At 70.4% G+C, this 13,029-nt stretch carries 8 protein-coding genes and 3 tRNA genes; 2 read left to right on the forward strand and 9 right to left on the reverse strand.

All coding sequences use genetic code 11. The features are described 5' to 3' along the window. Positions 1-22 precede the first annotated feature (22 nt). Positions 23-1,468 carry a 3-isopropylmalate dehydratase large subunit gene (gene leuC, locus ODE13_RS10885; protein ID WP_322479285.1) on the reverse strand — a complete coding sequence of 482 codons (1,446 nt, stop codon included), beginning with the start codon at positions 1,466-1,468 and terminating at the stop codon, positions 23-25. A gap of 189 nt (positions 1,469-1,657) precedes the next feature. Between leuC and ODE13_RS10890 the strand changes: the two genes are divergently transcribed. Beyond that, the gene (locus tag ODE13_RS10890; RefSeq protein ID WP_416210662.1) at positions 1,658-2,569 is read left to right on the forward strand and encodes an IclR family transcriptional regulator; all 912 of its coding nucleotides are present in this window, start codon (positions 1,658-1,660) and stop codon (positions 2,567-2,569) included. 119 nt (positions 2,570-2,688) lie between these two features. Continuing rightward, positions 2,689-4,017, forward strand: a complete 1,329-nt coding sequence (locus ODE13_RS10895) for a UDP-glucose/GDP-mannose dehydrogenase family protein (RefSeq protein ID WP_322479286.1) — start codon at positions 2,689-2,691, stop codon at positions 4,015-4,017. Here ODE13_RS10895 and thiL read toward each other — a convergent pair. The 8 genes from thiL to gltX form a co-directional block, all read right to left on the reverse strand. Continuing rightward, positions 3,999-5,138, reverse strand: coding sequence for a thiamine-phosphate kinase (gene thiL, locus ODE13_RS10900; RefSeq protein WP_322479287.1), 1,140 nt, complete (start codon positions 5,136-5,138; stop codon positions 3,999-4,001). The genes ODE13_RS10895 and thiL overlap by 19 nt on opposite strands. A gap of 49 nt (positions 5,139-5,187) precedes the next feature. Next, positions 5,188-7,764, reverse strand: a complete 2,577-nt coding sequence (locus ODE13_RS10905) for a LuxR C-terminal-related transcriptional regulator (protein ID WP_322479288.1) — start codon at positions 7,762-7,764, stop codon at positions 5,188-5,190. A 5-nt stretch (positions 7,765-7,769) separates the two neighbouring features. Further along, positions 7,770-10,202 carry a helix-turn-helix transcriptional regulator gene (locus tag ODE13_RS10910; protein WP_322479289.1) on the reverse strand — a complete coding sequence of 811 codons (2,433 nt, stop codon included), beginning with the start codon at positions 10,200-10,202 and terminating at the stop codon, positions 7,770-7,772. Between the two features lie 128 nt (positions 10,203-10,330). Beyond that, a tRNA-Glu gene (locus tag ODE13_RS10915) sits at positions 10,331-10,406 on the reverse strand. 82 nt (positions 10,407-10,488) lie between these two features. Next, positions 10,489-10,561: transfer RNA gene (locus ODE13_RS10920), tRNA-Glu, on the reverse strand. Positions 10,562-10,640: 79 nt separating this feature from the next. Continuing rightward, a tRNA-Gln gene (locus tag ODE13_RS10925) sits at positions 10,641-10,712 on the reverse strand. Between the two features lie 74 nt (positions 10,713-10,786). Next, positions 10,787-11,518 carry an HAD family hydrolase gene (locus tag ODE13_RS10930; protein ID WP_322479290.1) on the reverse strand — a complete coding sequence of 244 codons (732 nt, stop codon included), beginning with the start codon at positions 11,516-11,518 and terminating at the stop codon, positions 10,787-10,789. Then, a complete protein-coding gene (gene gltX, locus ODE13_RS10935) occupies positions 11,515-13,023 on the reverse strand; it encodes a glutamate--tRNA ligase (RefSeq protein ID WP_322479291.1) in 1,509 nt (502 codons plus the stop codon). Before gltX ends, ODE13_RS10930 begins: the two co-directional genes overlap by 4 nt. Positions 13,024-13,029 lie beyond the last annotated feature (6 nt).

Consider the following 13,029-nt stretch of genomic DNA (forward strand, 5'->3'; position numbering starts at 1 on the left):
GCTCCTCGTGGGGGACGCCGGCTCAGGCCGGCTGCGGCGCGGGGGCCAGGATGTCAGAGGGGGCGGACAGCGTGCCGCGCACCGCGGTCGCGGCGGCGACCACAGGAGACACCAGATGGGTGCGGCCGCCCTTGCCCTGGCGGCCCTCGAAGTTGCGGTTCGAGGTGGAGGCACAGCGCTCCCCCGGCTGCAGCTGGTCCGGGTTCATGCCCAGACACATGGAGCAGCCCGCGAAGCGCCATTCGGCGCCGAAGTCCTTGAACACCTGGTCCAGCCCTTCCGCCTCCGCCTGCAGGCGCACCCGCTGGGATCCCGGCACCACGATCATGCGCACCTGCGGGTCCTTCTCGCGGCCTCGGATGATCTCCGCGGCGGCGTGCAGGTCCTCCATGCGGGAATTGGTGCAGGAGCCCAGGAAGACGGTGTCCACCCGGATGTCCCGCATCGGCGTGCCGGGGGTGAGGTCCATGTACTTCAGAGCGCGCTCTGCGGAGTCGCGGTCCCCCGGGTCGTCGAAGTTCTCCGGCGCCGGCACGGCGTCGGAGAGGCTCACCCCCTGGCCGGGGTTGGTGCCCCAGGTGACGAAGGGCTCCAGCTCGTCGGCGTCGATGACGACCTCGGCGTCGAACTCCGCGCCCTCGTCGGTGCGCAGCGAGCGCCAGTTCTCGACGGCGGCGTCCCAGTCCTCGCCTTCAGGAGCGTGGGGGCGCCCCTTGATGTAGTCGAAGGTGATCTCGTCCGGGCCGATCATGCCGGCTCGGGCGCCGGCCTCGATGGACATGTTGCAGATCGTCATCCGGGCGTCCATGGAGAGCTGCTCGATGGCGGAGCCGCGATACTCGAGCACATAGCCCTGTCCGCCGCCGGTGCCGATCTTCGCGATCACCGCGAGGATGATGTCCTTGGAGCTGACCCCGGGCTTCAGCGTGCCCTCGACCGTGATGGCCATGGTCTTGAACGGCTTGAGCGAGAGCGTCTGGGTGGCCATCACATGCTCGACCTCTGAGGTGCCGATGCCCATGGCCAGCGCGCCGAAGGCGCCGTGGGTGGAGGTGTGGGAATCGCCGCAGACCACCGTCATCCCAGGCTGAGTGAGCCCGAGCTGCGGGCCCACGACGTGGACGATGCCCTGATCGTCGTCGCCGAGCGAGTGCAGCCTGATGCCGAACTCCACAGCGTTGGCGCGCAGGGTGTCCACCTGCTTGCGGCTGATCGGATCGGCGATCGGCTTGTCGATCTCCAGCGTGGGGGTGTTGTGGTCCTCGGTGGCGATCGTGAGATCGGGACGGCGGACCTCACGACCGGCGAGCCGCAGCCCTTCGAAGGCCTGCGGGGAGGTCACCTCGTGGACGAGATGCAGGTCGATGTAGAGCAGGTCAGGCGTGCGCTGCCCGCCCTTCTCCTCGCCGGGCACGACGACATGCTCATGCCACACCTTCTCCGCCATCGTCAGCGGCTTGTCCTCCATGGGATCCTCCTGAGGTCGGCCCTATACCACTACAGAAGCATCGTTGCCAGGCGGTATCCAGACCTAGACGCCCGGGTCTCACTATATGAACAGCGGGAGCCGAATCGGCGACCCACAGCTCAGGACCCGGCGCGGCATCAGGTCTCACTATCTGAGATATTTCCTCGGATTCGCAGTATGATGTGGTCCATGTCCAGCCCTCGAGCCGGTGCTCCCCGACCCCGAGCCTCCCGACCCGCCGCCTCCGCGTCCGGCCCCCAGCGGCCCGGCACCGCCCCGCCGCGCGGACGCGCAGCTGACCCGGCCCGCCCCGCGGACCCGCCGCTGGGCCCGCCCCGCCCGCTGCACTCCCCCTCAGGAATCGGCGTGGTGGACAAGTCGGTCCTCATCCTCGACGCCCTGGAGGCCGGCCCGGCCTCCCTGGCCCAGCTCGTGGAATGCACCGGGCTGGCCCGCCCCACGGTCCACCGGCTGGCCTCGGCGCTGATCCATCACCGCTTCCTCAGCCGAGATGTCCGTGGCCGCTACGTGATCGGCTCCCGACTGGCCGAACTCGCCTCCGCCGCCGGTGACGACCGGCTCGTCTCCGCCGCCGGGCCGATCCTGCTGCGGCTGCGTGACGCCACGGGCGAGAGCTCCCAGCTGTACCGCCGGCAGGGCGATGCGCGGGTCTGCGTGGCCTCCGCGGAGCGCCCCATCGGACTGCGCGACTCCATTCCGATCGGGACCCAGCTGTCGATGCGAGCCGGTTCGGCCGCCCAGGTGCTCCTCGCCTGGGAGGACCACGAGCGCCTCGTCGAAGGACTCCAGGGGGCTCGCTTCACCCCCACGGTGCTGGCCGGGGTACGTCGACGCGGCTGGGGAGAATCGCTGGGCGAGCGCGAGCCCGGCGTCGCCTCGGTCTCGGCGCCGGTGCGCGGCCCCTCCGGCCGGGTGATCGCCGCCGTGTCCATCTCCGGGCCCATCGAGCGGCTGACCCGCCAGCCGGGCCGTCAGCACGCTGAAGTGGTCGTCCAGGCCGCTCATCAGCTGACCGAGATGGTCCGGAAGAACCCCGACGCCGCCGAGCACGGACTCGGAGAGGATCCCGGGCGCCCCTGAGGTCGCCGCCGACGTCGCCGCCCCCCTCGCGCAGCGGCCTCGGACGCCTGGATCGTCACAGACCCGCCGCCCGGACGTTGTGCCGCCGGCTCCCCCGCTCACGCACCTATGATGGGTCCGTGATCAAGAACATCAGTGTCATCGGTACCGGATATCTGGGCGCCACGCACGCGGCGTGCATGGCGGAGCTCGGCTTCGACGTCGTCGGAGTCGACGTCGACCCGGAGAAGATCGAACGCCTCTCGCGCGGGGAGCTGCCCTTCCATGAACCCGGCCTGCCGGAGCTCATCCGCCGCCACGTGGACTCGGGCAGGTTGCGCTTCACCACCGACCTCGACGCGGTCGGCAGCTGGGCGGACATCCATTTCATCGCGGTGGGCACTCCCCAGCAGAGCGGCGGCACCGGGGCGGACATGACGTTCGTCGACACGGCCGCCGCCGGACTCGCACGCGCCATCACCAAGGACGCGCTGATCGTCGGCAAGTCGACCGTGCCGGTCGGCACCGCCAGGCGGCTGCGCGACCTGGTCGCCGAAGAGTCCCGCGACGGGGTCAGGGTCGCCCTGGCCTGGAACCCCGAGTTCCTCCGCGAAGGCTTCGCGGTGCAGGACACGCTGCGCCCGGACCGCCTGGTGGTCGGCACGGACTCCCCCGAGGACGAGGCCACGCTGCGCGAGGTCTACGCCGACGCGCTGAGCCGCGAGACGCCGTGGGTCGCCACCGACTTCGAGACCGCCGAGCTGGTCAAGGTCGCCGCCAACGCCTTCCTGGCCACCAAGATCTCCTTCATCAACGCCTTCTCCGAGGTCACCGAGACCGTCGGCGGTGACATCCGCACCTTGGCGGACGCGATCGGACACGACGCCCGCATCGGTCGGAAGTTCCTCAACGCGGGGGTCGGCTTCGGCGGCGGCTGCCTGCCCAAGGACATCCGCGCCCTGCAGACCAGGGTCTCCGAGCTCGGCCTGGACCACACGATGAACTTCCTCAATGAGATGGACCAGATCAACCTGCGACGCCGCGACCGGGTCGTCACCCTCGCCGAGCAGATCCTGGGGGACCTCAGCGGGCGCCGCATCGCTGTCCTCGGGGTGAGCTTCAAGCCGCTCTCGGACGACGTGCGCGACTCCCCCGGTCTGGATGTGGCCAACCGGTTGTTCAACTCCGGCGCCGAGGTCTTCGTCCATGATCCGGAGGGCAATGCGAACGCCGCGAAGCGCTTCCCGCGCCTGGGCTATGTGGACTCCCTGGCCGAAGCCGCCCAGGACGCCGATCTGGTGGTGCTGACCACCGAATGGGATGAGTTCAAGGCATTGACTCCCGCCGACCTGGACGGAGTGGTGGCCGCGAAGAACTTCCTGGACGCCCGCCACGTGCTCGACGCCGCGCAGTGGGAGGGCGCCGGCTGGACCTTCGCCCAGCTCGGCCGTCACTTCCCGCAGGACTGAGAGCCGGACCTCGAGGCGGGCCCCGCGCCCTGCCGGAGCGAGTCCCATCCCGCGCTGACGGTGCCCCCGGCGAACACGCCGGGGGCACCGTCGCATCTGCGCACCTCTCCTATCCGACGGAAACCCTCGGGCAGGTCGACCTCACCGGGGAAGGTCGCGAGCAGGGCATAGTCCTCTCCCCCGCCGAGCACCCACCCGCGGGAGCTGTGCGCGTCCAGACGGCCCAGCGCAGTGATCTCCTCGGCAAGAGTCTGCTCCTCGAGGACGAGGGCGACCTCGGACGCCCGGGCCAGCCGGTCCGCGTCGCGCAGCAGCCCATCGGAGACGTCAAGTCCCGCGGTCGCGCCGGAGGCCAGCGCCCGGGGCCCCGCCGTCAGGTCCGGGGCGGGACGGCGCTGGGCATCGAGGCAGGCCTCCAGCAGAGATTCGGCGCCCCGCGCGGGCGACACCTCCCCTTCCAACACCGCCAGACCGGCGGCGGCCCGACCCAGCGGCCCGCACACGGCCAGCTGATCTCCCGGCCGCGCCCCCGAGCGCAGCAGGCTCCTCGCCCCGGTGGGCGTCCCCAGGGCCGTGATGGTCACCGACACGACATCGCCGGAGCCGAGGTCCCCGCCGGCGATCACACACCCCGCAGCGCCGGGCGCCGTGGCCGCCGCCGCAATCCCGGACATGACGCCCACTGCCCAGTCCAGGCGGGTCTGCGGAGGCAGAGTGAGGCTCACCAACAGTGCGACCGGACGAGCGCCCATGGCGCTGAGGTCCGAGAGGTTCTGAGCCGCGGCCTTGGTCCCGACGGCATGCGCGGCCTCGGCGGGATAGGCCCACCAGCCGGGACGGAAGTCCTGGTCCTGGGACATGGTGTCGGTGGTGGCCACCAGCCGAGGGTCCTCCAGCCGGAGCACTGCGGCGTCGTCGCCCGGACCCACAGGCATGCCCACCGGCACCCCTCGCCCAGGAGGGGCCTGGGCACGATGGGCATCAGGGGCGTTGTGAGCGTTGTGGGCATCGATGACCTCGCGCAGGGCCGCGAGGACCACGTCCTCTCCGAGCTGCTGGACCGTGTCAGCGCCTTCAGGGTCGGCGGGGTCGGCGGGGTCGGCGGGGCGGGTCTCTGACATGGGTCCCATGATCCCATGGGACGTCACCGTCCGGCCGGGACGTCCCCTGTCATTCCAGGTCCACCAGTCCGAGTTCCATCAGCTCCATGCGGTTCCGACAGGAGAACCGCTGGAGCAGCTGGGAGATCGTGGCCTCCACCGTACGTGGCGACAGTCTCAGGACGCGGGCCACCTGGCGGGTCGGCTCGCCGCGGCGCAACAGCCCGAGGACCTGCTCCTCCCGGGACGAGAGGTCGAGCTCGGTGAAGGTGCTCAACACCCACGAGCCCTCCGGCGCCCGTCTCCGCTCCTCCAGCACGGTCCGCACGATCCAGGCCCGCTGGGACAGGTCGAGTTCATGGCGTCTCTGCCAACGGACCATGAGCACCGCCAGACCGAAGAACCTGGCCCCGGCCTGCAGCAGCACATCCGCGATCTCCAGGGCCCTCGTGTCGGACTCCGTGATCATCGCTTCCCCGAGGATCCCGATCATGCGGGCCCGGCCCGTGCTGCGCCCCCACGATGACTCCCCGATCGCCTCAGCAGCGGGGGGCCAGCCGCTGAGCACTCCGAGCAGGAGCAGCTGCTGCTCCTGGGCCCACTCCCCTGCCTCACGGGCACGCTCCGCGAGCCGCACGAGGGCATCGGCGACCTCGAAGGCACCGGGGCCGCTCCCTACCAGGGCCATTCCGGCAGTGGCCAGGCGCAGCGCCGGGAAGCCCGCAGACTCCTCGAGCCCACGGAGACGCAGATCACGATGAGCCTCGGCGGCGACCTCAGGGTCCACGTACGAGGCGCAGGCGGCGTGCACGGCGGAGGCGAACGGCAGAAGGCCATAGGGGTCGTCCCGCTCCCAGGACGCCATCGCCGAGACGGCGAACTGGGCGGCGGTGTGCATGCGGTCCTCCTGCATAGCGGCGACGGCCCCGACCGTGTCGGCCACCGCGGCGCCCGTCGCCGGGTTCGCGGCCCCGTGACGCCAGGTCCCGACGTCGAGGCGCAGGGTGTCCGTATGCCACCCCGTGACCATGGTGATCATCAGCAGAAGGCTGTGTGCGGCCTCCTCGACATCCGGCCGGCCACCTTCACGGGCCAGCTGGTCGAGCAGCAAGGATAGGACCAGGCGTCCGAGGTCCGGATGCCGTCCGAGACCGAGGCGGGCGCCGACATGGAGCTGAGCCACGGCAGCCTCGTCACAGGGGGCCTCCTGGTGGATCCGGCGCACTTCCTGGAGCCACCGGCGGGCGCCTTCGACGTCTTCGGGGTCACCGGGGCAGACGGCATCGTCGGCTGTGCCCACGATCCGGTCGAGTGTCGGAGTCGTCCCCGGCCCCAGCACCGCGGAGAGCTGCTGGACCAGCGGGTCCGCCGCAGCCGGCTGGAAGAGGCTCAGCCTACGCGCCAGGAGGAGCCCCTGCCGCAGCGCGTCGAGCCACTCGGAGGACGGGGCGGTGTCCCCCGGAGAGTGCCGGACGAGCCGCCCGAGATCCTGGACCGCCTCCCGCACGCGTCCCAGTCCGAGCATGGCGCGAACACGGAGCACACGCCCCGTCGGGCCGGGATCCTCCGCCATCGCGTCCAGCACCGCTATCGCCGGCCCGTACCAGGAACGTGAGACCGCCCCGCGTGCCGCTCGCAGCGCCTCCTCGACACCGACCTGCTCCCCCACGCGTGCCGCCCACCAGATCAGGCCGATCTCGGCCGTCGCGCCGATCCCGACCCGGGGGACCGTCGCCCCCATGACATGCCAGAGGCGAGCCGATTCGGCAGGGCGCATCCGGTCGGCGATGCCGCTCTCCAGCAGCTCCGAGGTGATCCTGAGCTCCGGAGGGCCATGAGGAGCCGGGGCATCCACACCGATGAGGCCCTGCGCCCGCAGACTGTCCACTACGCAGACTCCGAACTCCCGGACCGCCCAGGACTCCGGCAGTCGCCAGGCACAGGAGATCAGGCGGAGGAGCTCATGCTCCTTCTCCTCCAAGCCACGCATCAGCTCCGGAAGCTCTTCGGCCAGCCTGCGGCGGAAGGCGGGCTCCTCGGGCTCCCACCTCCAGACACCGTCGACTGGTCTCAGCACCTGGGTGCGACGCGCCCGGTCGAGCACCATGTTCACCGCTTGGGGGTGGCCTCCGCTGAGCAGCACCGTGCGCCGGGCCGCCAGCGAGGTCACCGGACCACCCAGCTCTCGGACCATCGCACGAACGGTGTCCTCCGGCGTGAGCGCCCGCACGGCAAGAGTCACCACCCGGCCGGTGCGTCCGTGCCGGATGACCGACTCCGGCAGGTCCTGCTGGCTCCGCAGGATCAGCAACACGGTCAGGGGCCGGCCGGACACGAACTCCAGCAGCTCGCTGAACCGCCGTTCCTCCAGCTCTGCAGGGTGCTGGACAACGATGAAGCCCACTGCGCCCGCGTCATTCTCCACCCCTGGCGGCCCGAGTGCTGAGGCGAGAGACTCCCCCGATGTGGCGTCGTGGCGCAGCCGATGCACTCGGGTCCGCCCCGCCAATTCGCCGAGCAGCTCGTCGGCGCCCCAGAGGGCCGGGATCATCACGGCGGCCACGTCGTAGTCGTCGACGGTGAGCAGGGCCTCCGCCAGTGCACGGGAGGGGCGGAAGTCCGGGGCCTCCACAAGAAGGGGCGGCATCAGCATCAGCGAGGACTCCCCCGGGTGAGAAGGGCACGCAGTGCCGTGCGGGAGCCCACGCCGAGCTTCCGGTACACGTGACGGATATGGGTCTGCACCGTGCGGGGGCTGATCCCCAGCCTCTCAGCCACATCGGCGGATTGGAGCCCATTCATCAGAAGCGCGACCGTCTCTCGCTCACGGGGCGACAACGTCGCATAGACCGCGTTCCACCGCAGGGGGCCCTCCCCCGAGCTGTCAAGATGCTCCCAGACATGCAGCCGGGGATGGCTCGTCCCCAGCCGCTGTATGGAGGCCCTGATCTGGATTGCATCTCCTGCGATGTGCGCAGAGAGCATGTCCAGGATCTCCTCCTCGACGTCGACCCGTCGGCAGGCCTGCAGCAGCAGGACGAGGTCCGTCGTCGCGAGTTCCCGCGCGCGCCGCAGCGCCAGACAGCGGAGCATGAGACGACGCACCCCCGGGACGGTCGCTTCATCGCTCGTCTGGGACCGGACGAGGGAGCCGACGGCCTCAGCCGGGGCGTGGAGCAGCCGCGCCAGCCCGAGCATCGCCGTCACCCAGGCATCCCCGTAAGACTCCCCCACCCTCGTCACCGCGACCCCTGGCGGCCCGATGAGATCCCTCGATCGCTCCCCGTCGATGAGGAAGTCCAGCGCCTCCAGCTGCATGCGCGTGACGTGGCCGCCCGGCCCTCCGGCCTCGAACTCGCTCCAGAGATCCTCCAGACGGCCGTGCAGGCTCTCCGGGCGGACCCCGCGGACGACGTCGCGGAACACCTCGACGATGCCGACGGCCAGGGCCATGGCGAGCGTGCGCTCCGGGACCTGCCGGGTGCGCCAGTCCTCGGGGAGCACCGAATCCTCGGCGTCGAGCAGCACACGGGCGACGCTGACCCGTTCGGCGACCCAGGACAGGCACACCAGGGGGATCCCCTGCTCACCGAACTGCTCGAGAGCCTGGAGCGCCGTGCGGGCCCTGACCCTGTGGTCGGCCAGCGCAGCGGCATAGGCATCGAGTGCGAGCAGGGTGCAGGTCTCCACCTGGAGGGGCTGCAGATCACCGATGAGGGTCGTGTCGCCCATGACCGGGGCCCACGAGCCCGGAGCCGGGGCGCAGAAGCGTCGCAGATACTCCGTGGCCCGGGTCTCGCGGAAAGTGCACAGCCGCCCGCTGAGGTCTGATCGCGGCCCTGACGGGTCACCCTGGTCGTCGAGGAGGCCGAAACGGATGAAGCTCCGCAGCTCGTGAGCGAGGGTCGCGATGCCGCCAGTCACGGGAGGATCCCCGGCGTCCAACACCGCAAGTCCTGCAGCCGGTGCCCCCTGTGCGGCCAGAGCGGCTGCCTCGAGACAGGACACCCGGGGATCATGGGCATCCATGCGGCGCAGCAGCACCCGCATCTGGGACAGGAGCCCGTTGCGCAGCAGGTGCGAGGCTCTGGTGATTCCCTCCTCCTCCCCGACCGGCTCACCGCGCAGCGCCCTACCCAGCGCGGACTCCGGCGCCGGCTCACCGCGCGACCGTTCCGACCTCTCGGTGTCGCAGGAGAGGGCATGCTGGTGCGCGGCACAGCTGAGCCCGACCGTGGAACGGTCCAGGACGACCAGACCTGCCGCTTCCAGCCCGAAGACCGCGTCCCGCGTCGTGGAGTCTGCGGCCAGCGAGGAGAGGTCGCGCGGCCCAAGCTCGGCGAGTTGCTGAAGCACGTCGAGGCCCACGGGCGTCGTGCCCTCCCGAAGTCTGCGGACCGTCCCACGCGCCGTGCGCCGATCCAGCCAGTCCGGCAGTCGCGCGATCGACGCCCGCCGGCCGGCGGCGCTGATCCAACCCTCGACGAGTCCGACCTCCACCACGTCCTCCAGCTCGAGGACATGTCCCCCGGAGACCTGGTGGAGGTAGCGGGTCAGGGTCTGGGTGGGAGGGACGCCCAGGAGCCGCGTGAGCAGCCGCTGGGTCGCGGCAACCGGGAGCATGTCCAGGCTCACGCGAAGCCCTCGCGGCGCACCCGCGACCCGGGCGAAGCGATACCCGAAGTCCGAACCGGGCCAACAGGTCAGCATCACGGGCACGCGTTCCTGCCGCAGCAGGCCATCCAGCGCGGTCAGCGAACTCGTGTCGAGTCGGTCCGCTCCGGGTACCAGGACGGCTCCGGGCCCGTGGGCAGGCGTCTCCAGGTGGGGGCACAGCACGGTGGAGACCACGGTGGAGACCGCCTCAGCCGTAACCCTCCCGTCGGCGCCGAGCAGATGCAGGCGGGTTCCGGTCGCTCGGGCCAGCTCCTGGATGAAGCGTTCGCTCGGCGCACCGTGCTCACCCTCGACCAAGAGGGCCGCCGCCGGGCGCGACTGCCAGTGGTCGAGCGCGCGCTTCCAGTCTGCCTCGACCATCATCAAGTCTGCGCCGCCGGGGGCGGCCTGGGGACGGGCACCAGTCATGGGCAACCTCTCGGAGCTTCCTCCTGCATCCTATAGATTCCCTGATCGCCGGAGAAGGGAGAAAGGCCGGTGGTGCCGGCAGACAGAAGAAATGCCTCGGATCATGTGATCCGAGGCATTTCTGAATATGGTGACCCCAGCGGGATTCGAACCCGCGTTACCGCCGTGAGAGGGCGGCGTACTAGGCCGCTATACGATGGGGCCATATTCACTTTTCAGCTGCCGTCAAGGCAGCTGACGGAGAGATGGCCTCCGCTCCTCGAAAGGAACAGGAGACCATCGACCGTGACCCCAGCGGGATTCGAACCCGCGTTACCGCCGTGAGAGGGCGGCGTACTAGGCCGCTATACGATGGGGCCCTATGTCATTATGATGCCCTCGTCGCCGAGGGCTGCACCAGCCTATCGACTGGGTTTTCGATCCGCAAATCGGATCGCGCTGGGCTACTAGGACTCGAACCTAGAACGACGGTACCAGAAACCGCTGTGTTGCCGATTACACCATAGCCCATCGGCTGTTGCTGGCCATTCGGCCCGCCTGGAGGATCTCTCGTCCCGGCTTTCCGCGCGCCCCGCAACGGGAAACTACTCTACACGAGCAGGTGCCCCGAGCACAAAATCGACGGCGGCCTCCACGGTGGCGACCTTGGTCACCCCCTCGGGGGCCTCCACGATGCCCTTGCGATCCACCAGCACAGACTCCAGCCCGGCATCGCGCGCGCCCACGCCGTCGACGACGGGATTGTCTCCCACATAGGCACAGGAGGCCGGGGCAAGGTCCAGCTGCCGGGCGCCTTCGTGGAAGATCGCCGGCGCCGGCTTGACCTCCCCGACGGTGTCGGTGCCGACGACGACGTCGAATCCGCCCAGCCCTGCGATGCCCAGCTTCGCCCGCTGATACGCGGCCACGTTGTTGGTCACCGCGCCCACTGCCACGCCAGCAGAGCGCAGCCGGGCCAGGGCCTCCGGCACGTCGCTGAAGGGCCGCCAGCGCCGTCTCACCGCCTGCTCATACCCGTCCTCCCAGTGGAGCAGGCTCTGCGGATCCGGAACCGGCGCCCCGGCTGCCCGGTAGGCGTCCCGGACCCGAGCGATCCGCTGCTCCAGGAAGCTCAGCTCCCCGGCGAGGTATCGGGCGTACTGCTGACCGGCGTCGCCGCAGAAGCTGCTCTCCGCGGCCTCCCAGGCGGAGTCCTCCCAGACGACCCCCTCGCGGAGGAGGTGTGCGGAGGCCAGCTCACGGAAGGTGGCCCGCATCGCACCCTCCAGGTCGACGAGCGTGTCGTCGACGTCGAACAGGACGCCGGCCGGGCTCACCGGGCCTCGACCTCCGCACGGAAGCGTGCCAGGCGCGCCAGCGAGGACTCCCGGCCGAGCAGCTCCATGGACTCGAAGAGCGGCGGGGAGACCCTGCGTCCGGAGATCGCTGAGCGCACTGCCCCGAAGGCCTTCCGGGGCTTCAGGCCGAGGCCGTCGATCAGCGCCCCGCGCAGGGCCCCCTCGATGACCTCGGTGTGCCAGGAATCCTCCGCCACGCCCTCCAACGCCGCGACGCCCGCGTCGAGGGTGCCGAGCACGTCCTCCCCGAGACCGCTGAATGCCTTGGGCTCGATCTCCAGGTCCTCGTCGGCGACGAACAGGAACCCCATCATGTCCGCACCCTCGCTGAGCAGCGCGATGCGCTCCTGAACCAGGGGCGCGGCGCCGTCGAGGATGCGGCCCTGCTGCGCGGTGAGCTCCGCGCCCACCAGCCCCAGAGCCTGCAGATGGGGTACCAGGCGGTCACGGAAGTCCGCGGGCTCCAGGCGGCGGATGTGGGTGCCGTTGATGGACTCGGCCTTCTTGGTGTCGAAACGCGCTGGATTGCCCAGGACGTCGGCGACGTCGAAGTGCTCCACCAACTGGTCCACGGTGAAGATGTCCTCGTCCGCGGAGAGCGACCAGCCGAGCAGCGCCAGGTAGTTGAGCAGGCCCTCCGGGATGAATCCGCGGTCCCGATGGTGGAACAGGTTCGCCTCCGGATCCCGCTTGGAGAGCTTCTTGCTCCCCTCCCCCATCACGTAGGGCAGGTGGCCGAACAGCGGCATGTACCGGGCCACTCCGATGTCATGCAGCGCCCGATAGAGGGCGATCTGGCGCGGCGTCGAGGACAGCAGATCCTCACCACGCAGCACGTGGGTGATCTCCATCAGCGCGTCGTCCACGGGGTTGACGAGCGTGTAGAGCGGCTGCCCGTTGGCACGGGCCACCACGAAGTCCGGGGTGGAACCTGCGGAGAAGGTGATCTCCCCCCGCACCAGGTCTGTGAAGGTGAGGTCCTCGGCCGGCATCCGCAGCCGCAGCACCGGATCCCGGCCCTCGGCACGGAAGGCGGCGATCTGCTCCCCGGTGAGGTCCCGGTCGGCGTTGTCATAGCCCAGCTTCGGGTCACGGCCGGCGGCGCGGTGCCGCTCCTCGACCTCCTCGGGAGTGGAGAAGGACTCGTAGACGTGCCCGGCGGCCTTCAGCCTCTCCAGCACGTCGGCGTAGATCTCGCCACGCTGGGACTGTCGGTACGGGCCATGCTCGCCGCCGGTCTCGACACCCTCGTCCCAGTCCAGCCCCAGCCAGCGCAGCGCCTCCAGGAGCTGCTGGTACGACTCCTCAGAGTCACGGGCGGCGTCGGTGTCCTCGATGCGGAACACCAGCTTCCCCCCGGTGTGCCGGGCGTAGGCCCAGTTGAACAGCGCGGTGCGGATCAGGCCGACATGCGGCGTGCCGGTCGGTGAGGGGCAGAACCTGACGCGGACCGGGGTGGAGGCGTCGACGACGGGGATGCTCATGGTGGT

The organism is Nesterenkonia sp. HG001 (assembly GCF_034438835.1).
GTDB classification, from domain to species: domain Bacteria; phylum Actinomycetota; class Actinomycetes; order Actinomycetales; family Micrococcaceae; genus Nesterenkonia; species Nesterenkonia xinjiangensis.